This window comes from Burkholderia sp. BCC1998 (assembly GCF_905339875.1).
Lineage (GTDB): Bacteria > Pseudomonadota > Gammaproteobacteria > Burkholderiales > Burkholderiaceae > Burkholderia.
Window position 1 is genome coordinate 248519 of the sequence record NZ_CAJPHE010000006.1, and the last position, 25230, is coordinate 273748.

Here is a 25230-nt window from a genome sequence, read left to right on the forward strand (position 1 = left end):
CGCATCAGAAATCCACTTTCATGCTGACGGCGACGGTGCGTCCGGACGACGTATACGCGTCGAGCACCTGCGAATCGGCGGCGATGCCGCGCACGTCCGACCAGTTCCAGTATTTGCGGTCGAACAGGTTGCGGATGCCGATCGTCGCGCTCACATGCTTGTTGAAGCGGTAGCCGCCGCGCAGATCGACGACGAACGACGACGGCGGCGCGAAGCACGCCTTGTTCGAGCAGTCGGACTTGTCGATGTCCTTGTCGCGTTTCGCGGCCTGGAACAGCAGGTCGGTCTGCACGAACCAGCGTTCGCCGGGTTCGTAGCGCACGCCGAACACCGCCGAGAACGGATTGACCGTGTTCAGCGGCTGGCTCGCCGCGCCGTCGTTCCGTGTCGAGCCCTTCGTGAACGCCATCGCCGTCTTCAGCGTGATGCCGTTCGGCATGATCCATTCGGCGCGACCTTCGAGGCCGTGGATGCGCGCGTCGGCGAAGTTCACGTACTGGAACACGGACGGGTCGGTTGGCCGGCCGCTGCCCGCGATCGTCGTGCGCGCGATGAAGTTGCGGTAGCGGCCCGTGAACGCGGCCGCGCTGTAGCGCACCACGCCGTAGCCGGTGCCGGCCTTGCCGCGCAGGCCGGCTTCGAATGTGTCGCTGGTTTCGGGCTTCAGGTTCGGATTGCCGATCGACGTGTAGCCGTACACCGGGTTCGAGAAGCTGCTGTTTACCTGGTCGGGTGTCGGCGCGCGGAAGCCGTGCGCGTACTGTGCATACGGAATCAGCGCGGGCGTGATCTCGTAGAGCACCGCGACGCGCGGTGACACTTCGTTCGCGCTCGTCGACACCGCGGTGCCGGTGAACAGCGGATCGTTCCCGGTCGGGCTCAACCGGTACGTGTCGAAGCGCAGCCCCGGCGTGACGAGCAGGCGGCCATAGCCGACCTGGTCCTGCACGAATGCGCCGAACAGCGTGTAGTCGGTATCGGGAAACGCCTTGTTCGGGAATGCTTCGCCGACGCCCGGCACCGTGCCGTCGCGCAGGTTCGTCACGCGCGACAGGCTGCCGTCGACGCCATACAGCAGCTTGTGCGCGAGCGGGCCCGTCGAGAAGCCGCTTTCGGCGAACGCGGCGCCGCCGAACGTGCGCTCCTTGTACTGGTTGTCGCGCGAGCGCGATTTCAGCGGCGCGCCGCGCGTCTCGAACGCGTATTGATCCTGCTTCGCATCCTGGTAGTAGAACTGAACGTGTGCGTTCTGAAACCAGCGCAACGCATCGTCGCGGAAGTCGTAGTCGATGCTGAAGCGGTTGCGCTCGAGCCGGTCGTGCGTCGTGAGCCCGAGCGTGCCGGGCGGGTTGATCGCCGACAGCACGTCGGTGCTCACGCGGCGCTGCACGGTTTCCGCGGTGAATTTGATCGTGTCGCGCGCGGTGGGTGTCAGCACGAGCTTGCCGAGCAGCGATTCCGAATAGACGTCCTGCGGGTTCGACGTCGTGCGCAGCGCGCTCGCGGAATTGTCGCTGCCGCGCGTGTCGACCTCATGGCCGCGCCGGCCGTCGGCGACGATCATCCCCTGCACGCGGTCGTTGCCGGCCGCGGCCGACACCGTCGCGCCGACGCTGCGGTCGGCCGAGTCGTAACCCGGCCGGAGCGAGAAGTAGGTGGGTTTGCCGTAGATCGACAGCAGGTCGCGCGGATCCTTCGTGATGAAGTTCACCGCGCCGGTCAGCCCGTCGCTGCCGTACAGCGCCGACGCCGGCCCGCGCAGGATCTCGATGCGCTTGAGCATGTCGAGATCCGCGTAGTCGCCGCGGCCGGCTTCGAGCGGCCCGAACGAGAACGCGTTCGGCAGGCGGATGCCGTCTTCCATCAGCAGCACGCGATTGCCTTCGAGGCCGCGGACGTTGATGCTCGAATCGCCGTCGCGGCCGCCGCCGAGCGCGGCGCTGCCGGGGCGATACGCGGTGCGGCGCACCGTGACGCCCGGCTCGTAGCGCAGCGCGTCCTTGATGTTGGTGGCCTGCTGCTCGTCGAGATCGTCGTCGCTGATCACCGACACGGACGCGGCCGTGCGGCTTGCGGCGGTGGCGGTGCGGGTGGCCGTGACGGTGACGGGGTCGAGCAGCGACGCATCGCCGCGCGTGGACGCGGCGGCGGTGGTCAGCACGGCAGATGAAGGGTTGACGCCTTGCGGCGACGAATCGGCGTAAGCAGGGGCGGCGGACAGGCCGAACGCACCGAACAGCGCGGCACAGATCGGCCGCCGCGCCAGCGGATAGCAATGCACAGGTGGTCTCCCATTGACGATGACTAGCCCGAAGGCTGGCTGGGTGACGCGTTCACCTGGCTGGCCAGTTCGCGCGCGGCAGGCGGCGAACGGCGAATTGAAAGGGAATTGATAATTCGTTCAGTGTAAATGAGAATTATTATCAATACAAGAACGGAAAGCGAGGCCTACGGACGTGCGCCGTCGGCGCGGATCGGACACGCCGCGCGGGGGGCAAATTCGGGAGAAGCGGGCCGGCGCGGGCCGTTATAGGCGTGTTAGCAGAGGCCCTATGCGAGCGATTCGAGGCGAATCAACAGGTTGCGCGCATGCGCGATGTACGCGTCGTGCGTCGCGCGATCGCCGTGGCCCTCGAAGCCGGCCTGTTCGGCGAACGCGAGCTGTTCGGCGTAGAGGTCGACGAGCGCGCTGCGTGCGTCGGGCGGCAGTGCGCGGATCATCGTGACGAGCAGCAGTTCCTGCGCGCGCAGCATGCCGGACAGCGATTGGGGGTTCATGCCGACCTCCTCGAACGACGCGGCGGCGTGCCGCTCATTTCATAGTAGGTGGTCGGCGCGCGCAGCGGAAATCAGCCGGCGGCCGTCGCCGTCCGTGCCTCGCGCACGACCTGCGCGACGCGTTCGACGAATTCGGGGTCGACGCTCGACAGCGCTTCGCGCTTGCCGTCGGGCATCTCGACCATCAGCCGGTACGTGATGTCCTGCGTGGTCCAGGCGAGATAGCCGACGACGGCGAGCATCACGCCGACGACCGGCGCGGCGCTCGATCCGCCGATGCCGCCGGCAATGGCGGCGACCACGCCGATCAGCGAGATCAGCGACGGCACGAGGCGATTCTTCGGGATCTTGACGACGTCGACGTTGCGGATGTCACGCAGCGGGAAGACCTGCCCGGCGGCCGACAGGCCGTTGCGCGTGACCATCACGCCGCGTTCGTTGAATGCGTTTTCCATCGTATGGTGCGTGGACGAAAACGCGCAGCGTAGCAGACTTCGTTGCCGCGTCAAACGAGACCGAGTGCCGCACGATGCGTGCGGGCCGGCCGCGCTGCGGGCAGTGACGGGTAGCGAGGCGTAACCAGGCGTAACGAGGGGAAGTCAGAACTGCAGCTGGCCGTCGCCGTACAGGCGGCCCGGCACGTGCGACGCGACGACCTCGGCGATCTCTTCGTCGGTCGATTCGGCCGGCACGATCTGGCGCCGCGCGGGCGCGTCGAGATGCATCGTCCATTCGACGAGCCGGTACGGGCGGCCCCACGGGCGCTGCATCGCCACCGACACGCGGCAGCTCTGGACCGGTAGCGAATGCTGACGCGTCAGAATCGCGTGCAGATGGCTGAAAACGGTATCTTCGATCATCTTGGCCTCCGATCCTGTCTTGCGGGCAGTTGATGGCGGTGCCGTAGTGGGTCTCAAAAAAAAGAAGCCGCCGATGCTCAGGCGGCCAACAGGGGGGGTGAGAGCATCCTCTCAGCCCAGAATTAAGCGAAACTTAAAAGCCCATAAAAAAGCGCCCCGCATGGAGCGGGGCGCTTCGTGCCGTCGTCATCCGCGCGATGAGCGGACGAGTTAAGCGGATGCTTTAGAACTTGTGACGGATACCGACGCGCGCGGCGATCTGGTTCGTCGCACCGTTGCCCGACGTGCTGAAGTAGCTCGTGCTCGAGCCGATCTGCGCCTGCACGTTGTTGCCCGACGCCTTCTGGCCGATGACCAGCGCGTACACGTCCGTACGCTTGCTGAGTGCGTAGTCGAGGCCGAGGTTGCCCTGGTTCCAGTGTGCCGAGTTGCCGCTTTGCGTGGCGTTCGTGTACGTGTAGCCGACGGCTGCCGACAGGGCCGGCGTGATTGCGTACTTCACGCCTGCTTCATACGCGTTGTAGAACGTGCCCGATGCGCCAGCCGCGATCGGGGTGAACTGCGTGCGCGTCCAGAGCAGCCATGCCGTTGCCGGGCCGAAGATGTAGCGGCCACCGACGCCGTACGTGCGCAGGTCGCGGATGTTCGTCAGCGCGATGTTCGCGATCGACGTCGAGAATGCCGGCGTCGACTGGCTCGGGAAGCGGATGTCCGTGTAAGCGGCGCCGAGTGCGAACGGGCCGTTCGCGTAGTTCAGGCCGAAGCTGTATGCGCGCGACGAACCGGCCGTCGTCGTGGTGCCCGTCGTGGTCGACGGTGCGCCTGCGAAGTCGGTCGAGTTCGAGAAGCCGTACAACGCGCCGAACGTGAAGCCGGCGTAGTTCGCGCTCTGGAACTTCACCGAGTTGTTGATGCGGCTCGACGTGAGCTGGTCGACGTCGTTCACGTGGTACGCGTAGTTACCCGCGACCGTGTTGCCGCCCGTCGAGTAGTTCGAGCCGAGGATGTCGGTCGAGAACGAGTACTGACGGCCGAACGTGACCGTGCCGTATTGCGCCTGGCTCAGGCCGACGTACGCTTGACGGCCGAAGATCGCGCCACCCTGGCCGATCGTGCCGTTGCCGCTGTTGAAGCCGTTTTCGAGCACGAAGATCGCCTTCAGGCCGCCACCGAGGTCTTCGGTGCCGCGCAGGCCCCAACGGCTGCCCTGGGCCACGCCGTCGTCGTACTTGAACAGCTTGCCGCTGCCGCCGTTCGCGGTCTTGCTGTGGTTCACGTAGCTGATACCGGCATCGATGACACCGTACAGGGTCACGCTGCTTTGTGCGTGCGCCGTGCCAGCCGTTGCTGCGAGGATGGCGATGGTCAACAGTTTCTTGTTCAAAGGATTCTCCGAGCGAATAAATGGCGTGTCCAGTTGCGGTTCCGGCGCTCTCTATGGGCGCTTTCACGGACCGGTCGCAACTTTATCGGCGGGCCACGTAATGAATGTGACAGCCTTGTCATATTACGAATCTGTGGTGCCGATGCGACATTGGATTCTGCCCGGTTGTACAGCAGGGAGTTATACCGATTCCGCCTGAGATTCGATCGGAGTGAGGAATATGCACATGAAATAAGCTTGGTTGGTGCCGGTCCGGCCCCGTGCCACGATGCGCGCTTCAACAACGACACGGGACAAGAGGACACCATGCGACGTTCGATCCTGACCGGCCTCGGCGCGCTTGCCGCGGCGCTGGCCTTTGCCGCGCCCGGCGCGCACGCCGATTCCCAGACGCTGAAGATCGGCACGATGAGCGGCCCCGACGCGCAGATCTGGACCGAGGTGACGAAAGTCGCCGCACGCGAAGGGCTCGCGATCAAGGTCATCGAATTCAACGACTACGTGCAGCCGAACGCGGCGCTCGATGCGGGCGACCTCGATGCGAACGGCTTCCAGCACCAGCCGTTCCTCGACAGCCAGATCAAGCAGCGCGGCTACAAGATCGTCAACGTCGGGCTGACCTACACGGCGCCGATGGGCTTCTATTCGAAGAAGCTGAAGTCGCTGAAGGACTTGCCGGCCGGCGCGAAGGTCGGCATCCAGAACGATCCGTCCAACGGCAACCGCGCGCTGCTGCTGCTGCAGAAGTACGGCGTGATCAAGCTGAAGCCGGGCGTCGGCAGCAACGGCGTGAACGCGACGCCGCTCGACATCGCCGAGAACCCGAAGAAGATCAGGATCGTCGAACTCGACTCCGCGCAGTTGCCGCGCGCGCTGCCCGATGTCGACGCCGCGTCGATCAACACCGACTACGCGGTGAAGGCCGGGCTCACGCCGGTGAAGGATGCGATCGCGATCGAGGACCTGCGCGGGCCGTACGCGAACCTGATCGCGGTGCGCGCGCAGGACAAGGACAAGCCGTGGGTGAAGAAGCTCGTCGCGGCCTATGAATCGGACGACGTGCGCAAGTTCATCGACCAGAAGTTCGGCGGCGCGATCGTGCCGGCGTTCTGAACGCTGCGCCCGGCTGCTCCCCGGCCACGTTGCCGGGCATGCCGCCGGACCGAAAAGCAAATCGCCCGCGCAAGCGGGCGATTTCGTTGGTGCGCGTCGCGATGCGGCGCGCGGGCCGGCCGTTCAGGCGGCCCGGGCCGGAGGCGACTCAGGCCGACAGCAGCGACCCGGTGCGGATCGGGTTCGCGCCGGCAATCCGCGCGACTTCCATCCCGGCGGTCGCGAAGCGCACGATCTGGCGCGCGTACAGCACGCCCGACACGCTGCTCTTCAGCGTGATCACGCGATCGGTCAGCGGATCGACGATGTCGGCCACGTCCTGGCCGGCCTCGATCCATGCGCCGACCGGCGTGCGGAACACGATCACGCCGGACACCGGCGCGACGAGCGGATCGGTGCCCGCGAGCGGCGTGGCCGGATGCGCGAGCGGCGGCAGCGGCGCGGGCGTGCCGTCGATGACGCCGCGCTCGGTCAGGTATTCGACGATCGCTTGTGAGTCCTTCTCCGCGAATTCGTACGACACGTCGCGCTCGCTGCGCAATTCGACCGTGACGGAAATCGCACCGTTCGGGATCGGGAAGCGATCGCCGAACCGGCTGCGCAGATCCGACCAGCAGAAACTGTGGATCTCGTCGAACGGGTTGCCGACCGAATTCAGCGCGAGCAGCGACGCCTGCGCGTCCAGGTAGCGCGACAGCGGCTCGACGTCTTCCCACAGATCGGGGTTCGTATACAGGTGCATCACCGCGTCGCTGTCGCAATGCAGGTCGAGCACGATGTCGGCGTCGAACGACAGCTTCTGCAGCGCGAGGCGCTGCGATTCGAGCTCGGTGCGCGGCTTCTGTTCGTCGAGCGCCTCGCGCATCGCGGCGCGTACCGCGGCGAGGTTGCGCTGCGCGTCGTTCGTCAGGCGGCCTTCGATGCGCGGCAGCACGAGCGCCGCGAGATCGTAGAAATTGCGGTTGAAGTTCTGCATCGAGCCGAGCTCGAAGCGGCCGAGGTGATCGCCGAACACGTGCTGCGACAGGCCGATCGGGTTCGGCACGGGGACGATGACCACTTCGCCGCGCAGCTTGCCGGCCGTCTCGAGCGCGGCGATCTTGCGGCGCAGCAGCGCGGCGACCAGCATGCCGGGCAGTTCGTCCGCGTGCAGCGACGACTGGATGTAGACCTTCTTGCCGCCGCGCGGGCCGTAGTGGAAGCTCGTGATCTGGCGTTCGGTGCCGACGGCGGGGGAAATCAGCGGATGGGTCTGCGTTTGCATGATGAGGGGAGGGCGGCGCAGCCGCGAGTGATCCGGTATGCGTGGAAGATCGATTGTACGTTGCCTTCCGCGAACCTATCAAACCGCGCGCCGGGCATGTCGATTTCCTTTACGAATCATCGAGTTGGCGCGTAAAAAATAACGGCGCCGCAGCCCTTCGTCCACGCGTGTCGCGCGGCCTTTCGCCGCGCGCGAGCAAAAAAAACGGGCTCCTTGCGGAGCCCGTCTGCGCGGTCGCGAAGCGCGCGTTGCGCGGTGTTACTTGCCGTACACGTCGAAATCGAAGTACTTCTTCGCGATCTTGTCGTACGTGCCGTCCTTGCGCATGCCGGCGATCGCGCCGTCGATCTTCGCCTTCAGGTCGGTGTCTTCCTTGCGCAGGCCGATGCCGGCGCCGTTGCCGAGCGTCTTCGGATCGTCGATGTCCTTGCCGGCGAAATCGAAGTTCGCGCCGCGCGGCGTCTTCAGGAAGCCGATTTCAGCCTGCACCGCGTCCTGCAGCGCGCCGTCCAGACGGCCCGAGATCAGGTCGGCGTAGACCTGGTCCTGGTTCTGGTAAGGCACGACGTTCACGCCCTTCGAGGCCCAGTACGTCTTCGCGTAGGTTTCCTGGATCGTGCCCTGCTCGACGCCGACCGACTTGCCCTTCAGCGATTCGGCCGTCGGCATCAGGCCGGCGCCCTTCTTCGCGACGAGGCGCGTCGGCGTGTTGAACAGCTTCGACGAGAACGCGATCTGTTCCTCGCGTGCCGGCGTCATCGACATCGACGACAGGACGCCGTCGAACTTGCGAGCCTTCAGTGCGGGGATCATCCCGTCGAAGTCGTTCTCGATCCACACGCACTTCGCGTTGATGCGGCGGCAGATTTCGTTGCCGAGATCGACGTCGAAGCCGACCACCTTGCCGTCAGCCCCTTTCGATTCGAAAGGCGGGTAGCTTGCGTCGACGCCGAAGCGTACGGTCGTCCAGTCCTTCGCGTATGCAGTGCCGGCCGATACGGCGAGCAGGGCCACGGTCACAGCCGCAAGAATCTTTTTCACTCGGTGACTCCTCGTTTTGTTCGATGGGTGCGCGGTTGTGCCGCGCCGTAAGCCTTCGGCCCGGCGCGGCTTCGCGTCGGACTGTCCGTTTCGCTGCCCGATGCGGGCGCGCGACGTGCGCAAGATTATCAAGACAAAATACCGGCAGGGCGCCTAGGACAAGCCCCGATACCGGACCCGACGGCCGCGCATGCGGCGCGTGACCGTTTCAGAGGAAGGAACGATTCAACCTAGCGTTTCGTTGACCGCGCGCTGCAGGCAGGTGACGAATTGCGATACCGCCGGCGTCGGCAGCAGGTCGCGGCGCGCGATGATCGACAGGTCGAAGCGCGGCATGCTTTCGTCGAGTTCGGCCGTGCGGATCCCGAGCGGTGCCACCATCGCGGCCAGCGGGCGCGTGAAGCAGCCGATCACGTCGGAGCGGGCGACGAGCCCGAGCGTCACCGCGAACGACATCGGCGAGCGCAGCAGGCGCTTCGGCAGCGGCAGCCCGCGCGCCTCGAACATCCCGACCATCACGCTGTGCGGAAACTGCTCGGCGCCGACCGTGACGATCCATTCCGCGTCGAGCAATTCCTCTAATCGGCGCGCGTGCGCGAGCGGGTGGCCTTCGCGCATCACGACGGTGAACTCGGTCGACAGCAGCGGCACCTGCGTGAAATCGCGGTCGAGCGCGGGCACATGGTGCATCGCAGCGATGTCGAGCGTGCCGTTGCGCAGTTGCGCGAGCGCGTCGGGCACCGTCACTTCCTCCAGATGCAGGTTCACGTTCGGCATCGACCGGCGGAAGGCGGTGACCGCGTGCGGCAGCGCGGTCAGCGCGATCGACGGCATCGTGCCGACCGCGACGCGCCCCGACATTTCCCCTTTCACCTGCTCGACGGCCTCGACGGTGCGGCGCATGTCGCCGAGCAGCTGCTCGGCGCGCGGCAGCAGCGCGTGGCCGCACGCGGTCAGCTCGACGCCGCGCACGCTGCGCACGAGCAGTTCCGCGTTCAGCGCCGTTTCGAGTTCGCGGATCGTATGCGTGATCGCGGGCTGGGTGACGCCGAGCTCGCGCGCGGCGGCGCGCAGGCTCTTGTGATGCGCGGCGGAGACGAAGGCCTGGAGCTGCGCGATGTTCAGGTGATTGCGGATGCGGGTCATCAATCGGTTCGGATCTGGCGGCGGGCCGGGGCGCCGGCGCGAAGATCGATAGGGTAGCGCGAGGTGACGGCGGGCGCGGGGCGGAACAAAAATCGCGCGGCGGTGCGCGGCACAGTTTCGCCGTGTCCGGCGGCAAACCGATCAGGATTGCAGATGATGGCGCGTGCATGTTCGAGATGCCGTCGATGTACGCCGCGATACGACATCATCGCGTTTCCGTTCGACGGCATCCCGGCGTGTCAGGCGAGCGCCAGTTCGACGGCCGCGAGCGTGCGGCGGCGGATCCAGCCGCTCCCGAGCCGGATCGCGAGCCAGTACGGCAGGAACAGCAGGCGCGTGCGCGCGCTCGGACAGTGCACGAAGGTTTCGGTGCGCAGCAACCGCGCGCCTGACGACAGCCCGACGACCTCGAAGCGCAGCACCAGCTTCGCGTCATCCGGATCGTCGTGCCGCACGAATGCCGCGGCGTCGTCGATCGTGCGCACGTCGGGCGTCGGACGCCAGAAGCGTCCGACGAGCCCGAGCGACAGCGACGTGTCGTCGCGATGCAGCAGCGTGAACGAATCGAAGCCGAAGCGCTCGCGGGCGGCGCCGGCCGGACGCTGGCCCAGCGCGCGGGCGATGGCTGCCGGCGCTTCGCGCACGGCAAGCAGCGCGTCGATGACGGGATCGGCGCGCATGTCGAGCGTGGCCACCGCATCGATGATGCGCGACGGCGGCGCGTCGATCGGCCGCGATTCATGAACTTCGACGAAACCGAACGACGGGATGAACGGTGGCTTGCGCGCCGCGGTCCGCGTGTCTGATTCGGAGACGATGCCGAACGGATTCATGAGCGTTCCGGAGGATAAAACGCGATCGTAGCACCGCGTGCGGATTCGCGATGCGCGGCACGCTGCCGCGGTTTCCCGTGTCGGTCGAACGGCCCGGTGGCACCCCCGCCGCACCGACGAAAAAAAGCCCGGAAACGTACGTTCCCGAGCCTGGAGACCATCAACGACGATGGTGGGAGGAGACGATGCCGTCCCGATGCGCGCCGCCCTTCGGCAGGCGACGTCGCGCATGATCCGCGGTCAGATCGCCCAGCCGCCGAGATAGAACGTGACGAGCACGGCCGCGATGAGCACGGTGCCGACGTTGAGCTTGCGGAATTCGCCGCTGGCGACGCGGCCGATCACGAGCGTCGAGAAGCCGAGCATGATGCCCGTCACGATGTTCGCGGTCAGCACGATGAACACCGCGCACACGAGGCCCGACATCGCGTCGACCATGTCGTCCATGTGCAGCTTGCTCACGCTGCCGAGCATCAGCAGGCCGACGTACATCAGCGCGGGGGCCGTGGCGTACGACGGCACGAGGCCCGCGAGCGGCGAGAAGAACATCACGACCAGGAACAGCACGCCGACCACCGCGGCCGCGAGGCCCGTCTTCGCACCGGCGGCCACGCCGACGCTCGACTCGATGTAGGCTGCCGCCGGCGCGCCGCCGAGGAAGCCGGAGAAGATCGAGCTGACCGAATCGGCGGTCAGCGCGCGGCCGCCGTTGATGATGCGGCCGTTCTCGTCGAGCTGGCCGGCCTGGCCCGCGACCGCGCGGATCGTGCCGGTCGCGTCGAACACGGCGGTCATCACGAGCGCCAGCACGCTCGGCAGCACGGCCATCGACAATGCGCCCTTGATGTCCATCGCGCCGATCAGCGACGCGTGGCCCGGTGCGCTCAGCGACGGCAGCGCGAAGATGCCGCGGTACTTCACGGCCGGATCGAACGCGAGGCCGATCAGCGAGATCGCGACCACGACGAGCAGGATGCCGCCCGGCACGCGACGCTTCTCGAGCCCGAAGATCGCGGCGAGGCCGACGACCGACATGATGACCGGGAACGCGGTGATCTGGCCGAGCGAGACCGGCAGGCCGGCGCCCGGATTCTTGATCACGAGGCCGACGTCGTTCGACGCGATCAGCAGCAGGAACAGGCCGATGCCGATCCCGGTGCCGTGCGCGACGCCCGCGGGCAGGTTGCGCAGGATCCACGAACGCACGCCGGTGACCGAGATGCCCGTGAACACGAGGCCCATCAGGAACACGGCACCGAGCGCGACGGTCGGCGGCAGGCCCTTGCCGAGCACGAGCCCGAACGCGGTGAACGCCGTCAGCGAAATCGCGCAGCCGATCGCGATCGGCAGCTTCGCCCACAGGCCCATCAGCAGCGAACCGAACGCGGTGGTGAGGCAGACCGCGACGAATACCGCGCTCGTGTCGAAGCCGGCCTTGCCGAACATGCCGGGCACGACGAACACGGAGTAGACCATCGCGAGGAAAGTGGTCACGCCCGCGACGATTTCGCGACGCTGCGTGCTGCCGCGCGACGAAATGCCGAAGTACCGGTCGATGACTCCCTTGGTGCCGAAGTCCGTTTCTTCCGCGCCGACGCCGACCGTCGGCTGCACCGGGGTATCACTCATGAGCTTGCTCCTTTATCAGCATGCTGAAACGGCCCGTGGCGGACCGTCGTCAGGGTGTCTCGAATCTGGTTGGAATATTCGGCGGCGTCGTGGGGACGCATCACGCGTGAGTCGTGTCGTCGTACGCGCGTCGAAGGGGGCGCGTGTGCCGCGTCGTGCGACGCGTGGTGCGGTCGATCCCGTCACGTGTGCTTTGCCGTAGCGAAGGTTAGGCGAACGGCCCATCACGTCCCATTGGGGGAAGAGCATGCAGCGCATGTCGCAGCGCTTATATCGGCGTGCAACGGGGCTTCGTCGTCGCGGAACGCGTGTATACGCCTAGTTCGAATCCGTTAAGGCGACTATTCGAATGCAGGGTCGGCGGGCAGGGCGGGAGCGGGTGATGCATCGAGTCTTACGAAGGACTTTCGGAGAGGCTGCGCGGGAGCGCGGAAACAGCCGCGCCGGATGTGAAAACGCGGCCGTTGCGCAACCCGCATCCGGATGATGCCGGTGCCGCGCGCGGGCCGCGCCCGCGCTCGTCCTGGCCTGCCACTGCATCAGACACGCGCGAGATGCGCGAGGTACGTGCAGAACATGTCGGCCATCGCGGTCGCATATGCATCGATTTCCGCAGGCGTGCGCGCGGTTTCGGAGAATGCCTTGCCGCCCGTCGTGAGCGTCGTCATGATCAATTCGCACGCGAGCGCATGCGTGGCGTCGGGCACGTCGGGCAGCGCTTCGCGCATGAACGCGCTGAAGATCCGGTTGCACGCGGCCTTCACTTCCTGCGCCTCGGGGGCGTCGCGATAGAGCGGCGCGGCATCGTCGAGCGCGATGCGCATGGGCGCCTCGTCGCATTCAGAACGGATGAACGCGTGGACGGCGGTGCGCAGGCGCTCGGGCGGCGTCTGCCGCGGGTCCTGCAGAATCGCGCAGAGCATCCCGGACGTCTGCCGCCACTCGTCGTGCTGGAGCCGGAACAGCACGGCCGCCTTGTTCGGGAAGTACTGGTACAGCGAGCCGACGCTCACGCCGGCGCGCTCGGCGACGCGCGCCATCGTGAAGCGCTGCGCGCCTTCGGCCGCCAGAACCTGAATAGCGGCCTGCAGCACGGCGTCGACGAGCTGGGTCGCGCGGGCCTGCCGAGGCAGTCTGCGCGAGGCGATCGGGGTGTTGCGGCGGTCGGTCATGACGGGTCTGCCAATGCGAATAGTAAAACCTGAATAGTTCGTCATATTCTAGTCGGGCGCCCTGACGCACTCAACCTGACACCGGAGATTCGCATGACCACCCTGATTCACGACCCGCTGGCGTCGCTGCTCGCGCGCCTGTTCGACGAAGCCGAGGCATCGTCGCCCGCGTCGAGCCCGGACTTCGCCGACCTGTCGCACGACGAGCACGCGCGGCTGATGCGCAGCAAGACCGCTTACGCCGATTTCTATGCAAGCCTGAAGGACTATCCGCTCGCGGTGTCGCGCGAGACGGGCACGCTGCTGTACATGCTCGCGCGCGGCTGCGGTGCGCGCTCGATCGTCGAATTCGGCACGTCGTTCGGCATCTCGACTCTGCACCTCGCGGCTGCGCTGCGCGACAACGGCGGCGGCCGGGTGATCACGAGCGAGTTCGAAGCGTCGAAGGTCGAACGCGCGCGCGCGAACCTGACGGCGGCCGGGCTGGCCGATCTGGTGGAAATCCGCGTGGGCGATGCGCTGCGCACGCTGGCGGCCGATCTGCCGGAGACCGTCGATCTCGTGTTGCTCGACGGCGCGAAGGCGCTGTATCCGGAGATCCTCGCGCGGGTCGAGCCGCGGCTGCGGCCCGGTGCGTTCGTCGTCGCCGACAACGCGGAATACAGCCCCGACTACCTCGCCTACGTGCGTGCGCCGGAGAACGGCTACCTGTCGGTGCCGTTCGGCGGCGATGTCGAGCTGTCGATGCGGATCGGCTGAGCGGCGAGACGTTGCAAGCATGCGAGCCGCGCGGCGCGCGCTGCCCGGGCCGCCGTGAACGGCGGGATCGCGGCGAGCGCGAGCCGGGCGAGTGTTGCTTTCATGCAGGATTCCTTCGGATCGTTTACGCGGCGGCTTGCGCGAGCGTCGGATAGTCGGTCAGGCCCTGTGCGCCGCCGCCGAACAGCGTATTGCGATCGTGTGGCGTGAGCGCGGCGCCGGTGCGCAGGCGCTCGGGCAGGTCGGGGTTCGCGACGAACGGGCGGCCGAAGGCGACGAGGTCGGCCCAGCCGGCGGCGATCGCTTCGCGGGCGCGCTCGGCGGTGTATGCGCCGGCGTAGATCAGCACGCCCGGGTACGCGGCACGCAGCTGCTGCTTGAATTCGACCGGCATCAGCGGCGCATCGTCCCAGTCGGCTTCCGCGATGTGTAGGTAGCCGACGCCGAGTTCGCCGAGCAGCTTCGCGGCGGCGAGGTAGGTCGTTTCCGGATCGTCGTCGACGCAGCCGTTCAGCGTGGTCAGCGGCGCGAGGCGGATGCCGACGCGCGATGCGTCGCCGGTGCCTTCGATCAGCGCCTGCGTGACTTCGCGCAGGAAGCGCAGCCGGTTTTCGAGCGAGCCGCCGTACGCGTCGGTGCGCGTGTTCGCGTTCGAGTCGATGAACTGGTTCACGAGGTAGCCGTTCGCGCCGTGCAGCTCGACGCCGTCGAAGCCGGCTTCGATCGCGTTGCGCGCGGCGGCGCGGTACTGATCGACGATCTCGCGGATTTCGTCGACGGACAGCGCGCGCGGCTCGGAGGCCTGCACGAAGCCCGGCGTGCTGCCGTCTTCACCGGCGATGAACACGTTCACGCCCTTCGCCTGGAGCGGCGACGACGACACGGGTTGCCGGCCGCCGAGCAGGCTCGTGTGGCTCAGCCGGCCGACGTGCCACAGCTGCGCGAAGATGCGGCCGTGCGCGGCGTGGACGGCGTCCGTCACCTTGCGCCAGCCGGCGACCTGCGACGGCGTGTGGATGCCGGGCGTCCATGCGTAGCCCTTGCCGAGCGGCGCGATGTAGGTGCCTTCGCTGACGATCAGGCCCGCACTCGCGCGCTGCGCGTAATACGCGGCCATCAGTTCGTTGGCTTCGTCGCCGGGCTGGCTCGCGCGCGAGCGCGTCATCGGCGGCATCACGATGCGGTTCGGCAGCGTCAGCGCGCCGAATTGCAGCGGTTGGAACAGCGGGTCCTGGGTCATGATGGATTCCTGTCGGTGCCGCGGCCGGCTGGCCGCGGACGGGTCGATTGAGGGTGCGGCGCGCTTAGTCCCACGTCGGCGCGAGGCCGGCCGGATCGACTTCGCGGCCGTTGCGCTCGAGCGCGGCGATCTGCGCCATGTCTTCGTCTGTCAGGCGCAGCGTCTGCGCGAGCAGGTTGCTCGCGAGGTTCTCGCGCTTGGTCGACGACGGAATCACCGAGTAGCCGAGCTGCAGCGCCCAGGCCAGCGCGACTTGCGCCGGCGTCGCGTCGTGACGCTGCGCAATCGCGCCGATCACCGGGTCGCCGAGCACCTTGCCGTACGCGAGCGTCATGTACGACGTCACGTGGATGCCTTCGGCGTTCAGGAACTCGACCAGCTTGCGGTTCTGCAGGTACGGGCTCAGTTCGATCTGGTTCGTCGCGATCGCATCCTTGCCGACCACCGCGATCGCTTGCTTCGTCAGTTCGATGTTGAAGTTCGAGATGCCGATCTGGCGCGTGAGGCCCTTCGCCTTGGCTTCGGCGAGCGCAGTCATGAATGCCTCGAGCGACACGCCGTTGTCCGGGGCCGGCCAGTGGATCAGCGTCAGGTCGACATAGTCGGTGCGCAGCTTGCGCAGGCTTTCCTCGAGGCTCGCCACCAGCTTTTCCGGTGCGTAGTTGTCGACCCAGATCTTCGTCGTGAGGAACAGGTCTTCGCGGCGCACGCCCGACGCGGCGATCGCTTCGCCGACTTCGGCTTCGTTGCTGTAGATCTGCGCGGTGTCGATCGCGCGATAGCCGACTTCGAGGCCGTTACGGACCGAGTCGATCACAACCTGGCCTTGCAGGCGGAACGTACCGAGGCCGAATGCGGGAATGTTGCTCATCTTGTGCTCCTGGGATAGGTGGACCGATTGCGGTATGGAAGTCATTCTGGCGTTTGATACTGATGAGATAAACGCCTTTAGAGGTCAAAAATATTTGATTTAAAGTCAAATATCGGTCGTGGGTCGAGCCGGCTGCCGGCGTGCGTTCGTCAGGCCGTGGCCGTGCGCGCGTTCGTGTCGGCAGCGTCGTTCGCATTCGCATGGAACGCCGGCAGCACGTCGGACGCGATCTCGGCCATCGTCTCGTCGAGCGGACGGCGGTTGCGGCGGAAATGCAGGCCGATGTGCTGCACGCCCGCGTCGCGCATCGCCGCGAGTTCCTCCGTCAGCGCGATGCGCCCGGCGCGCGCGCCGAAGCGGTGCCGCTGCAGCGGCTCGTGCGGATCGTTCGCGAGGTCGAGGTGGATGAAGCTCACGTACGGCTTGTCGCCGGCCACCGCGCGCCAGTTCGCGACCCGTTTCAGGTGATCGTCCGGCGTGCCCGGATACGCGAGACAGCCGTCCATGTGTTCACCGATCCAGGCGGGCGTCTGCTGCGCGAGACCCGCGACGAGCAGCGGCACCGGCGAGCGCGCGGCCGGCAGCACGTCGAGGCCCGGCGGCAGGTGAGCGCGCGCGCCGTCGCGCAGCAGCGCGATCTGGTCGCGGAAACTCGCGCCGCGCGATGCGAAGTCGCGGCCGAACAGCGGATATTCGACCGGCCGGTCGCCGCTCGCGACGCCGAGCAGCAGGCGTGAGCGGCTCAGTTCCTGGATCGTCGCGGCCGATTTCAGCGTCAGCAGCGGTTCGCGCAGCGGCAGCACGACGGCCGCCGTGCCGAGCAGGATGTCGCGCGTGATGCCGGCCAGGTAGCCGAGATACGAGAAGGTCTCGAACACCTGCGCGGCGTCGCCGAACGACGGGTCGTACACCGGCACGTCGCGCACCCAGAGCGCGCGGAAGCCGAGCGTGTCGGCCAGTTGCGCGAGTTCCGCGTGCATTTCCAGGTCGGGCACGCCGGGGCGGCGGCCGTCGTGCTGGCGCTTCGCGTCGCCGGCCGGCGACCAGTCGTTGTCGAGCGGCAGTTCGATGCCGATGCTGAAGCCGCCGGCGGTGAGCTTGTCGAGTGAGGTGGACATGGTCGGGCGTCTCCGTTCAGACCGCGCGCAGGCTGCCTTCGAGCCGGTAGAAATCGAGCGACGCCGCGGTGAAGAACGAGCGCGACGTGCCGGCGGCGAAATCGTCGATGTGCACCACGGTTGCGCGATCGGCTTCCTGCCACGAGATCGCATAGGTCTCGCCGGCGACGTGCTGCCACATGCAGGCGACTTCGCCCTTCGCGCCGGCGTATGCGCCTTCGGTGATTTCGTAGCGCATGCGGAGGCCGTCTTCGTCATAGGCGTTGAGCGCGGTGAGGCCCTCGTAACGGACTTCGAACGTCTTGCCGGCGAACGGCGGGCGTTGGGTCGATGCGTTCATGCTGAGTAGCTCCTGCAAAAGGTTGACGTTCAATGGGCGAGTTCGACGGGTTCGGCCGTGCGTTCGGGCAGACCCTGGCCGCGGTCGAGACGGCCGCTCAGCGCGGTCAGCGCGAATGCGCCGAGCGTGACGGCGGCGGCGATCCACGGCGTGTGGCCTAGGCCGACGTTCGCGACGATCAGGCCGCCGAGCGACGAGCCGCCCGCGACGCCGAGGTTGAACGCGGCGATGTTGAAGCCCGATGCGACGTCGGTGGCGTCCGGCGCAAAGTGGCGCGCCTGCTTGACGACGTACACCTGCAGGCCCGGCACGTTGCCGAACGCGACCGCGCCCCACGCGAGCATCGTCAGCACCGCGAGCCACTTCACGTGCACCGTGAAGGTCAGCGCGAGCAGCACGATCGCGAGCAGCAGGAAGATCCGCTTGAGCGCCTTGACCGGGCCGACGCTGTCGGCGAGCTTGCCGCCCCACACGTTGCCGACCGCGACCGACACGCCGTAGCCGACGAGCACCAGGCTGACCTGCGACGGCGTGAAGCCGGCGACCTGTTCGAGCAGCGGTGCCATGTAGGTGAACGCGATCAGCGAGCCGCCGTAGCCGACCGCCGTCATCGCGTAGACGAGCAGCAGGCGCGGCTGGGCGAGCACGCGGAACTGGCGGGCGAGCGGCGCCGGCGGCGTTTGCGGAAGACCGCGCGGCACGAACGCCACCGCGCCGAGGAACGCGACGAGGCCGAACAGCGCGACGATCAGGAACGTCGCGCGCCAGCCGAAGTGCTGGCCGATGAAGGTGCCGAGCGGAATGCCGGCGACGAACGCGACGGTCATCCCGCTGAACATCGTCGCGATCGCGCTGGCGGCCTTGTCCTTCGGCACGAGCGTGGTCGCGATGATCGAGCCGACCGAGAAGAACACGCCGTGCGCGAGGCCGGTGAGCACGCGCGCGACGATCAGCGATTCGTAGCCCGGCGCCTGCCAGGCGACGAGGTTGCCGACGGTGAACAGCGCCATCAGCGCGGCGAGCAGCGTCTTGCGCGGCACGCGGCCGGTGAGCGCGGTGAGGAGCGGCGCGCCGATCGCGACGCTCAGCGCGTAGAGGCTGACGAGCAGGCCGGCCGACGGCAGGCTGACGCCGAGATCGGCGCCGATCGTCGGGATCAGCCCGACGATCACGAATTCGGTCGTGCCGATGGCAAAGGCGCTGATGGTCAGCGCAAGCAGGGCGAGTGGCATGGCGGGATCCTGGTTCCAGTGAGGATGGATCGCAGTGTGCCGCCTTTACTTTTGCGGAAAAACTGGTCTATAAACCAAATTGTTTTGATTTCAGATCAACAATGAAGATCACCCTCGACGAACTCCAGGCCTTTGCCGCCGTGGTCGACACCGGTTCGATCACCGCCGCCGCCCAGCAGCTCGACCTCACCGTGTCGGCCACGAGCCGCACGCTCGCGCGGCTCGAGGAGAAGCTGAAGACCACGCTGCTGCGCCGGACCACGCGCCGGCTCGAACTGACCGAAGAGGGGCGCGCGTTCCTGCAGGACGCCCGCGCGATCATCGAATCGGTCGAGAACGCCGAGGAGCAGATGCTCGCGCGGCGCGAGATGCCGTCGGGGCGGCTGCGCGTCGATGCCGCGACGCCGTTCATGCTGCACGTGATCGTGCCGCTCGTGCGCGGCTACCGCGAACGCTTCCCGAAGGTCGACCTGGAGCTGAACAGCAACGAAGGGATCATCGACCTGCTCGAGCGGCGCACCGACGTCGCGATCCGCATCGGCCGGCTCAAGGATTCGACCCTGCACAGCCGGCGGATCGGCAACAGCCGGCTGCGCATCCTCGCGAGCCCCGCCTATATCGAAGCGCACGGCCAGCCGCGCAAGGTCGAGGATCTCGGCAAGCACACGCTGCTCGGCTTCACGCAGCCCGAATCGCTGAACGTGTGGCCGATCCTCGGCGCGGACGGCGAGCCGAGCCGCATCGAGCCCGCTATCTGGTCGTCGAGCGGCGAGACGCTGCGGCAGCTCGCGCTGGAGGGCGCGGGCGTCGTGTGCCTGTCGGATTTCATGACCGCGCAGGATCGCGAGGCCGGGCGGCTCGTGCAGGTGCTCGCGCGGCAGACGCTCGACGTCGAGCAGCCGATCAACGCGGTGTATTACCGGAATACCGCGATTTCGTCGCGGATCGCGTCGTTCGTCGATTACATGATCGAGGTGCTGGGCGGCGGGAGCGGCGGCAGCGATGCGCCGGCGCGGCGCAAGGCGGCGTGGATGGGGACGGTGTAGCCAGGGAGGCTGCGTCGTTGCCGCCGGGTGCCGTTCCCACGCAGGACGGCTCGGCGGATTTCCTCCGGCCGACGCGAACGGCGGGGCGGCGGACGGTGCGCGGCGGGCGCGCCGATATGATCCGGCACGCCGACGGCGCTTGCGCCGCCGACATGCCGTCGCGTGCGGCGCTTCCTACGCTTCCTCGGACCACGACATGTTGTCGCGCGCCAGCAGCGCCGACGATGCCGCCGGCCCGAACGTGCCCGCGGTGTACAGGCGCGGACGGTCGCCGAGCTGCTTCCAGCCGTTGAGGATCGGCTCGACCCACGACCAGGCGGCCTCGAGTTCGTCGCGGCGCATGAAGTGCGTGAGGCGCCCGCGGATCACGTCGATCAGCAGCCGTTCGTACGCTTCCGCGCGCCGTTCCGGAATCGCCTGCTGCAGGTCGAGGTTCAGGCTCACGGGCACCATCTTCATCCCGCTGCCCGGCTCCTTCGCGAGCATCTGCAGCTGGATCGACTCTTCCGGCTGCAGCTGGATCACGAGGCGGTTGCTGTAGTGGCGCGGGCCGGTCGGGATGATCGAGAACGGCATGTCGGCGAACTCGATCACGATTTCCGACTGGCGGCGCTGCAGCCGCTTGCCGGTGCGCAGGAAGAACGGCACGTTCGCCCAGCGCCAGTTGTTGATGTGCGCACGCAGCGCGACGAAGGTCTCCGCGTGGCTGTCCGCCGGCACGTTCTCCTCGTCGAGATAGCCCTTGACCGGCTGGCCGTCGACCGCGCCGGCCGTGTACTGGCCGCGCACGGTATCGCGCGCGACGTCCGACAGCGCCATCGGCCGCAGCGAGCGCAGCACCTTCAGCTTCTCGTCGCGCACCGCGTCCGGGTCGAGCGACACCGGCGGCTCCATCGCGACGATGCACAGCAGCTGCAGCAGGTGGTTCTGCACCATGTCGCGCAGCGCGCCGGTGTGATCGTAGAAGCCCGCGCGGCTGCCGACGCCGACCGTCTCCGCCACCGTGATCTGCACGCTGCGGATGCTCGGCGCCTGCCACAGCGGCCCGAAGATCGGGTTGCCGAAGCGCAGCACCATCAGGTTCTGCACGGTTTCCTTGCCGAGGTAATGGTCGATCCGGTAGATCTGCGATTCCGCGAAATGCTTGCCGACCGCATCGTTGATCGCCTTCGCCGACGCGAGATCGTGGCCGAGCGGCTTTTCGAGGACGACGCGCGAGCGCGCATCCACGAGGTGCGCGGCCGACAGGTTATCGCAGATCGTCGTGAACAGCTCGGGCGACGTCGACAGGTAGAACACGCGGATCGCGTCGCTGCGCGCCGCTTCGGCGAGGCGCGCGTAGTCTTCCGGCGCGCTCACGTCGATCAGCACGTACTGGAACAGGTCGAGGAAACGGCTCCACGCGTCGGCGTCGAAGGCCTTGTCGTCGATGAACGGGCGCGATTGCTCGTCCATGAACTTGCGGTAGCCGTCGATGCCCCAGTCGCGGCGGCCGACCGCGATGATGCGCGTCTCCGGCGGCAGGTTGCAGTGCAGGTGCGCCATGTACAGCGCGGGCAACAGCTTGCGGGCGGCCAGGTCGCCGCCGCCGCCGAAGATGATCATGTCGACGGGTTGGTCGGCTTCGGTCTGGTTGGGCTTATTCGTCATGAGTGGTTCGCGGTCTGAAGCGGTGTGAGCGTGGAACGAACGGCGAGCGCCGGGCGCCGGTGGGTTGGCGCGCCAGTACGTGAAAACGCTAATAGTGCACGCTTTTGATCGATTGCGGATCGGTTCCCGCGTATGTAACAGGGCTTGCATGACCTGCGTTGGCGCGATTATGATTGAGCGCTCACTCATCAAAGGAATCGAACGTGGCCCGACCGCGCAGTCCCGACAAGCACGACGCCATCCTCGCCGCTGCCGCCCGCGCGCTCGCGGAGGACGGCGCGGGCGCGACCACCGCGCGCATCGCGCGGCTCGCCGGCGTGGCGGAAGGCACGGTGTTCACCTATTTCGAGACCAAGGATGCGCTGCTGAACGCGCTGTACCTGAGCCTGAAGGCCGGCCTGCGCGACGCGATGATGACCGGGTTTCCGGAGCACGCGCCAGCCGAACAGGCGATGCGGCATGCGTGGAACGGCTATGTGTCGTGGGGCGTCGCGAACCCGGACGGGCGGCGCGCGCTGCAGCAGCTCGGCGTGAGCGGCCGTATCGACGACACGCATCGCGCGGCCGGTACCGAAGGCTTCGGCGCGATCAGCGCGTTGCTGCGTGCGCAAGTCGCCGCGGCGGGCGGGCTGAAGACCGACGACGCGCACGCGTTCTGCGCGGCGCTGTTCACGTCGATCGCGGAAACGGCGATGGAGTCGATCGCGCGCGACCCGGCGTTGGCCGATGCGTACCGCGAGGCCGGGTTTCGTGCGCTGTGGGCCGTGTTGCACGCGGTGTAAGCGGCGATCGGCGTGACGGAAAGCTGAAGACGGGTGATCGGCGGCGCCTTGGGGTTCGGGCGCTGCCGCACCGATGGAAGGCGGTTTCAGGCAGGGCGAGGCGCGGCGAAAACGACCGTTTCATCGCTCATATTAATGAGTGAGTAATCATTCATTTTTCAGTTTCAACTTTGTCGAGGAGTGGAAAAATGTCGAAAGTCTGGCTGATAACGGGGGCCGCACGCGGCCTGGGGCGCTCGATCGCGGAAGCGGTGCTGGCGGCGGGCGATCGTCTGGTGGCCGGCGCGCGCGATCCCGCGCGGCTCGCGGATCTGGAAGCACGGTACGGCGACCGGCTGCTGCCGATGGAACTCGACGTGACCGACGCGGCGGCGGCGGAGCATGCGGTGGCGGCGGCCCGCGACGCGTTCGGCCGCATCGACGTGCTGGTGAACAACGCGGGCTACGGTCATACGGCACCGTTCGAGCAGATGGGCGCCGACGACTTCCGCGACCAGATCGAAACGAACCTGTTCGGCGTGGTCAACCTGACGCGCGCGGTGCTGCCGACGATGCGCGCGCAGCGCGCGGGCCACATCTTCCAGGTGTCGTCGGTCGGCGGGCGCACGGCGACGGTTGGCCTGTCCGCGTATCAGTCCGCGAAGTGGGCGGTCGGCGGGTTCAGCGACGTGCTGTCGAAGGAAGTCGCGCCGTTCGGCGTGCGCGTCTGCACGCTGGAGCCGGGCGGGATGCGCACCGAATGGGCCTCGGAGGCGAAGCGCGCGGTCGACGGCCTGCTGCCCGACTATCAGCCGTCGGTCGGGAAGATGCTCGAATTGCTCGGCGCGTATGGCGGTCACGAGGTCGGCGATCCCGCGCGGATCGCGGCGCTGATCGTCGAGCTGTCGCGTCGCGACGACGTGCCGATGCGCTTGCTGCTCGGCGGCGATGCGCTGTTCGTGTGCGAGCAGGCGGAAGCGCAGCGCGCAGAGGAGGCGGCGCGGTGGCGCGATACGACGCTGTCGACGATGTTCCCGGACGCGAAGCTGCCGGATGGGCTGCAGGCGTTGAAGCAGGTCGGGTAAGCGCGGGAGCCGGGGCGGCGCGGGTTCGCGCGAGCGTCGCGCCGTGTCGTCGATTACCGATTACCGATTGCCGATTGCCGATTGCCGATTGCCGATTGCAGATGCAGATGCAGATGCAGATGCAGATGCAGATGCAGATGCAGATGCAGATGCAGATGCCAATTGCGCGCGGCGACCGGAGGAAGACCGGGCGCATGCACGCCCCGGTCTTCGACGGCGATCGCCGTTGCCGGCGGTCCTCAGCGCCCCAGCGCGTAGAACTCCGCGTTCGGCCGCATGTTCGTCACGTTCGCGATGCGGTTCGACATCCCGAAGAACGCCGAAATCGCCGCGATGTCCCACGCGTCCTCTTCGGTGAAGCCATGCGACTTCAGCGTGTCGAAGTCCGCTTCGCCCACCTGGTGCGCGGTCTGCGAAACCTTCATCGCGAAGTCGAGCATCGCCTTCTGTCGAGCGGTGATGTCGGCCTTGCGGTAGTTGGTCGCGACCTGGTCGGCGATCAGCGGATCCTTCGCGCGGATGCGCAGGATCGCGCCGTGCGCGATCACGCAGTACAGGCACTGGTTCACGCTGCTGGTGGCCACGACGATCATTTCGCGTTCGGCCTTGGTGAGGTTGCCCGGCTTGTCCATCAGCGCGTCGTGATACGCGATGAACGCGCGAAACTCGTCCGGGCGATGCGCGAGCGTGAGGAACACGTTCGGGATGAAGCCCGACTTTTCCTGGACGGCCGCGATGCGTTCGCGAATGTCGTCGGGCAGGTCTTCGAGCGCGGGCACCGGAAAGCGGCTGACGGGCGCGTGGTCTGCAGCGGTCATGAGGTCTCCTGGATAAAGCGGCACGGGCGAACGCGATGCGCGCGCCGCCGGCCGGATATGAAACGATGCGTCGCCGTCGCCGTCGCCGTCGCCGTCGCCGGCGTCATGCGTTGACGTCCACGACGATGCGGCCGCGCACCTTGCCGCCGATCAGGTCCTCGGCGAGCGGGATGACATTTGCGAGGCCGACCTGATGGCTGATGGTGCCCAGTTTGTCGACGTCGAGATCGGACGCGAGCCTGCGCCATGCCTCCAGACGCTCGGCGCGCGGACACATCACGCTGTCGATGCCGACGAGCGTCACGCCGCGCAGGATGAACGGCGCGACGGTCGCGGGGAAGTCCATGCCGGCGGCCAGGCCGCAGGCCGTCACCACGCCGCGATAGCGCGTGGTCGCGCACACGTTGGCGAGCACATGGCTGCCGGCGACGTCGACCGCGCCGGCCCAGCGTTCCTTGCCGAGCGGCTTGCCGGGTGCGCCGAACTGCGAACGGTCGAGGATCTCAACCGCGCCGAGCTGGCGCAGATAGTCGGCATCGGCCGGGCGGCCGGTCACGGCGACGACGCGATACCCGAGCCGCGCGAGGAGGGCGGTGGCGACGCTGCCGACGCCGCCGGCCGCGCCGGTCACCACGATCTCGCCATCGTCCGGGCGCACGCCATGCCGTTCCAGCGCCATCACGCACAGCATCGCGGTGTAGCCGGCCGTGCCGATGGCCATCGCCTGTTGCGGCGAAAACGCGGCCGGCAGCGGCACCAGCCAGTCGCCGTCGACGCGTGCCTTCTGCGCGAGGCCGCCCCAATGCGTTTCGCCGACGCCCCAGCCGTTCAGCACGACGCGGTCGCCTGCCCGGTAGTCCGGGTGCGTGCTGTGTTCGACCTCGCCGACGAGGTCGATGCCCGGCACCATCGGAAATTTGCGGACCACCGGGCTCTTGCCGGTGATCGCGAGCCCGTCCTTGTAGTTCAACGTCGAATAGCCGACCCGGATCGTCACGTTGCCCGCAGGCAGCTGCGCGTCGTCCAGCGTCTGCAGCCGCGCGTGCTGGCCGGTCTCGTCCTTGTCGATCACGATGCCCTGGAACATCCG

General features: G+C 67.4%; 25 protein-coding genes. 5 read left to right on the plus strand and 20 right to left on the minus strand.

Going from position 1 to position 25230, the window contains the following annotated elements:
• Positions 1–4 precede the first annotated feature (4 nt).
• From U5A56_RS13840 to U5A56_RS13860, 5 genes are all read right to left on the minus strand, one after another.
• Positions 5–2281, minus strand: a complete 2277-nt coding sequence (locus U5A56_RS13840; RefSeq protein ID WP_321922856.1) for a TonB-dependent hemoglobin/transferrin/lactoferrin family receptor — start codon at positions 2279–2281, stop codon at positions 5–7.
• A 269-nt stretch (positions 2282–2550) separates the two neighbouring features.
• Positions 2551–2778 (minus strand): hypothetical protein, encoded by a 228-nt coding sequence (locus tag U5A56_RS13845; RefSeq protein WP_044849044.1) that lies wholly within the window; start codon positions 2776–2778, stop codon positions 2551–2553.
• Positions 2779–2849: 71 nt separating this feature from the next.
• Positions 2850–3233 carry a DUF6232 family protein gene (locus tag U5A56_RS13850; RefSeq protein WP_321922858.1) on the minus strand — a complete coding sequence of 128 codons (384 nt, stop codon included), beginning with the start codon at positions 3231–3233 and terminating at the stop codon, positions 2850–2852.
• 144 nt (positions 3234–3377) lie between these two features.
• A complete protein-coding gene (locus tag U5A56_RS13855) occupies positions 3378–3638 on the minus strand; it encodes a DUF2866 domain-containing protein (protein WP_044849042.1) in 261 nt (86 codons plus the stop codon).
• 223 nt (positions 3639–3861) lie between these two features.
• Positions 3862–5022, minus strand: a complete 1161-nt coding sequence (locus tag U5A56_RS13860; RefSeq protein ID WP_044849041.1) for a porin — start codon at positions 5020–5022, stop codon at positions 3862–3864.
• 306 nt (positions 5023–5328) lie between these two features.
• Here U5A56_RS13860 and U5A56_RS13865 point away from each other — a divergent pair, with 306 nt between their 5' ends.
• Positions 5329–6135: a MetQ/NlpA family lipoprotein gene (locus U5A56_RS13865; protein ID WP_321922861.1), complete on the plus strand. Its 807-nt coding sequence runs from the start codon at positions 5329–5331 to the stop codon at positions 6133–6135.
• 148 nt (positions 6136–6283) lie between these two features.
• Here the strand turns inward: U5A56_RS13865 and U5A56_RS13870 are convergent, their stop codons facing one another.
• The 7 genes from U5A56_RS13870 to U5A56_RS13900 all read right to left on the minus strand — a co-directional run bounded on the left by U5A56_RS13870 (position 6284) and on the right by U5A56_RS13900 (position 13265).
• Positions 6284–7399 (minus strand): succinylglutamate desuccinylase/aspartoacylase family protein, encoded by a 1116-nt coding sequence (locus U5A56_RS13870; RefSeq protein WP_257772696.1) that lies wholly within the window; start codon positions 7397–7399, stop codon positions 6284–6286.
• A gap of 258 nt (positions 7400–7657) precedes the next feature.
• On the minus strand, positions 7658–8440 hold the full coding sequence (locus U5A56_RS13875) for an ABC transporter substrate-binding protein (protein ID WP_044845853.1): 783 nt from the start codon (positions 8438–8440) through the stop codon (positions 7658–7660).
• 225 nt (positions 8441–8665) lie between these two features.
• Positions 8666–9586, minus strand: coding sequence for a LysR substrate-binding domain-containing protein (locus U5A56_RS13880; RefSeq protein WP_321806055.1), 921 nt, complete (start codon positions 9584–9586; stop codon positions 8666–8668).
• The gene (locus tag U5A56_RS13885) at positions 9586–9816 is read right to left on the minus strand and encodes a hypothetical protein (RefSeq protein ID WP_321922863.1); all 231 of its coding nucleotides are present in this window, start codon (positions 9814–9816) and stop codon (positions 9586–9588) included. Before U5A56_RS13885 ends, U5A56_RS13880 begins: the two co-directional genes overlap by 1 nt.
• Positions 9817–9825: 9 nt before the next feature.
• Entirely contained in the window at positions 9826–10419 is a 594-nt protein-coding gene (locus tag U5A56_RS13890; RefSeq protein ID WP_124486129.1) for a hypothetical protein, read from the minus strand.
• Between the two features lie 240 nt (positions 10420–10659).
• Positions 10660–12048, minus strand: coding sequence for an NCS2 family permease (locus tag U5A56_RS13895; RefSeq protein ID WP_044845850.1), 1389 nt, complete (start codon positions 12046–12048; stop codon positions 10660–10662).
• A gap of 539 nt (positions 12049–12587) precedes the next feature.
• On the minus strand, positions 12588–13265 hold the full coding sequence (locus U5A56_RS13900) for a TetR family transcriptional regulator (protein WP_321922865.1): 678 nt from the start codon (positions 13263–13265) through the stop codon (positions 12588–12590).
• A 48-nt stretch (positions 13266–13313) separates the two neighbouring features.
• On the opposite strand from U5A56_RS13900, the gene U5A56_RS13905 reads away from it, so the two are divergent.
• The gene (locus U5A56_RS13905) at positions 13314–13979 is read left to right on the plus strand and encodes an O-methyltransferase (RefSeq protein ID WP_321922868.1); all 666 of its coding nucleotides are present in this window, start codon (positions 13314–13316) and stop codon (positions 13977–13979) included.
• A 124-nt stretch (positions 13980–14103) separates the two neighbouring features.
• Here U5A56_RS13905 and U5A56_RS13910 read toward each other — a convergent pair whose 3' ends face one another.
• From U5A56_RS13910 to U5A56_RS13930, 5 genes are all read right to left on the minus strand, one after another.
• Positions 14104–15219 (minus strand): alkene reductase, encoded by a 1116-nt coding sequence (locus tag U5A56_RS13910; protein ID WP_124530119.1) that lies wholly within the window; start codon positions 15217–15219, stop codon positions 14104–14106.
• A 64-nt stretch (positions 15220–15283) separates the two neighbouring features.
• Positions 15284–16090: a 2,5-didehydrogluconate reductase DkgB gene (dkgB, locus tag U5A56_RS13915; protein ID WP_321922871.1), complete on the minus strand. Its 807-nt coding sequence runs from the start codon at positions 16088–16090 to the stop codon at positions 15284–15286.
• A 149-nt stretch (positions 16091–16239) separates the two neighbouring features.
• Positions 16240–17208, minus strand: a complete 969-nt coding sequence (locus U5A56_RS13920; RefSeq protein ID WP_321922873.1) for an LLM class oxidoreductase — start codon at positions 17206–17208, stop codon at positions 16240–16242.
• A 16-nt stretch (positions 17209–17224) separates the two neighbouring features.
• Positions 17225–17548: a MoaF-related domain-containing protein gene (locus U5A56_RS13925; RefSeq protein ID WP_321922874.1), complete on the minus strand. Its 324-nt coding sequence runs from the start codon at positions 17546–17548 to the stop codon at positions 17225–17227.
• A gap of 29 nt (positions 17549–17577) precedes the next feature.
• Positions 17578–18780 carry an MFS transporter gene (locus tag U5A56_RS13930; protein ID WP_321922876.1) on the minus strand — a complete coding sequence of 401 codons (1203 nt, stop codon included), beginning with the start codon at positions 18778–18780 and terminating at the stop codon, positions 17578–17580.
• 101 nt (positions 18781–18881) lie between these two features.
• Here U5A56_RS13930 and U5A56_RS13935 point away from each other — a divergent pair, with 101 nt between their 5' ends.
• Positions 18882–19826: a LysR family transcriptional regulator gene (locus tag U5A56_RS13935; protein WP_044845840.1), complete on the plus strand. Its 945-nt coding sequence runs from the start codon at positions 18882–18884 to the stop codon at positions 19824–19826.
• 174 nt (positions 19827–20000) lie between these two features.
• Here the strand turns inward: U5A56_RS13935 and zwf are convergent, their stop codons facing one another.
• Positions 20001–21476: a glucose-6-phosphate dehydrogenase gene (gene zwf, locus U5A56_RS13940; RefSeq protein ID WP_124530123.1), complete on the minus strand. Its 1476-nt coding sequence runs from the start codon at positions 21474–21476 to the stop codon at positions 20001–20003.
• A 203-nt stretch (positions 21477–21679) separates the two neighbouring features.
• Here zwf and U5A56_RS13945 point away from each other — a divergent pair, with 203 nt between their 5' ends.
• Entirely contained in the window at positions 21680–22258 is a 579-nt protein-coding gene (locus U5A56_RS13945; RefSeq protein WP_124486140.1) for a TetR/AcrR family transcriptional regulator, read from the plus strand.
• A 188-nt stretch (positions 22259–22446) separates the two neighbouring features.
• A complete protein-coding gene (locus U5A56_RS13950) occupies positions 22447–23322 on the plus strand; it encodes an SDR family NAD(P)-dependent oxidoreductase (protein ID WP_321922877.1) in 876 nt (291 codons plus the stop codon).
• Positions 23323–23561: 239 nt separating this feature from the next.
• On the opposite strand, the gene U5A56_RS13955 is transcribed toward U5A56_RS13950, so the two are convergent.
• Both U5A56_RS13955 and U5A56_RS13960 read right to left on the minus strand, forming a co-directional pair.
• Complete coding sequence (locus U5A56_RS13955) at positions 23562–24140, minus strand: peroxidase-related enzyme (RefSeq protein ID WP_321922878.1); 579 nt, start codon at positions 24138–24140, stop codon at positions 23562–23564.
• 103 nt (positions 24141–24243) lie between these two features.
• Entirely contained in the window at positions 24244–25227 is a 984-nt protein-coding gene (locus tag U5A56_RS13960; RefSeq protein WP_321922880.1) for an MDR family oxidoreductase, read from the minus strand.
• Positions 25228–25230 lie beyond the last annotated feature (3 nt).

What these genes read in the sequence shown, in the direction of transcription:
- U5A56_RS13845 (WP_044849044.1), bottom strand. Translation starts at nt 2,778, where the DNA reads ATGAACCCCCAATCGCTGTCCGGCATGCTGCGCGCGCAGGAACTGCTG.
- U5A56_RS13850 (WP_321922858.1), bottom strand. Translation starts at nt 3,233, where the DNA reads ATGGAAAACGCATTCAACGAACGCGGCGTGATGGTCACGCGCAACGGC.
- U5A56_RS13855 (WP_044849042.1), bottom strand. Translation starts at nt 3,638, where the DNA reads ATGATCGAAGATACCGTTTTCAGCCATCTGCACGCGATTCTGACGCGT.
- U5A56_RS13865 (WP_321922861.1), top strand. Translation starts at nt 5,329, where the DNA reads ATGCGACGTTCGATCCTGACCGGCCTCGGCGCGCTTGCCGCGGCGCTG.
- U5A56_RS13870 (WP_257772696.1), bottom strand. Translation starts at nt 7,399, where the DNA reads ATGCAAACGCAGACCCATCCGCTGATTTCCCCCGCCGTCGGCACCGAA.
- U5A56_RS13880 (WP_321806055.1), bottom strand. Translation starts at nt 9,586, where the DNA reads ATGACCCGCATCCGCAATCACCTGAACATCGCGCAGCTCCAGGCCTTC.
- U5A56_RS13885 (WP_321922863.1), bottom strand. Translation starts at nt 9,816, where the DNA reads ATGCCGTCGAACGGAAACGCGATGATGTCGTATCGCGGCGTACATCGA.
- U5A56_RS13890 (WP_124486129.1), bottom strand. Translation starts at nt 10,419, where the DNA reads ATGAATCCGTTCGGCATCGTCTCCGAATCAGACACGCGGACCGCGGCG.
- U5A56_RS13895 (WP_044845850.1), bottom strand. Translation starts at nt 12,048, where the DNA reads ATGAGTGATACCCCGGTGCAGCCGACGGTCGGCGTCGGCGCGGAAGAA.
- U5A56_RS13900 (WP_321922865.1), bottom strand. Translation starts at nt 13,265, where the DNA reads ATGACGAACTATTCAGGTTTTACTATTCGCATTGGCAGACCCGTCATG.
- U5A56_RS13905 (WP_321922868.1), top strand. Translation starts at nt 13,314, where the DNA reads ATGACCACCCTGATTCACGACCCGCTGGCGTCGCTGCTCGCGCGCCTG.
- U5A56_RS13910 (WP_124530119.1), bottom strand. Translation starts at nt 15,219, where the DNA reads ATGACCCAGGACCCGCTGTTCCAACCGCTGCAATTCGGCGCGCTGACG.
- dkgB (WP_321922871.1), bottom strand. Translation starts at nt 16,090, where the DNA reads ATGAGCAACATTCCCGCATTCGGCCTCGGTACGTTCCGCCTGCAAGGC.
- U5A56_RS13920 (WP_321922873.1), bottom strand. Translation starts at nt 17,208, where the DNA reads ATGTCCACCTCACTCGACAAGCTCACCGCCGGCGGCTTCAGCATCGGC.
- U5A56_RS13925 (WP_321922874.1), bottom strand. Translation starts at nt 17,548, where the DNA reads ATGAACGCATCGACCCAACGCCCGCCGTTCGCCGGCAAGACGTTCGAA.
- U5A56_RS13930 (WP_321922876.1), bottom strand. Translation starts at nt 18,780, where the DNA reads ATGCCACTCGCCCTGCTTGCGCTGACCATCAGCGCCTTTGCCATCGGC.
- U5A56_RS13935 (WP_044845840.1), top strand. Translation starts at nt 18,882, where the DNA reads ATGAAGATCACCCTCGACGAACTCCAGGCCTTTGCCGCCGTGGTCGAC.
- zwf (WP_124530123.1), bottom strand. Translation starts at nt 21,476, where the DNA reads ATGACGAATAAGCCCAACCAGACCGAAGCCGACCAACCCGTCGACATG.
- U5A56_RS13950 (WP_321922877.1), top strand. Translation starts at nt 22,447, where the DNA reads ATGTCGAAAGTCTGGCTGATAACGGGGGCCGCACGCGGCCTGGGGCGC.
- U5A56_RS13955 (WP_321922878.1), bottom strand. Translation starts at nt 24,140, where the DNA reads ATGACCGCTGCAGACCACGCGCCCGTCAGCCGCTTTCCGGTGCCCGCG.
- U5A56_RS13960 (WP_321922880.1), bottom strand. Translation starts at nt 25,227, where the DNA reads ATGTTCCAGGGCATCGTGATCGACAAGGACGAGACCGGCCAGCACGCG.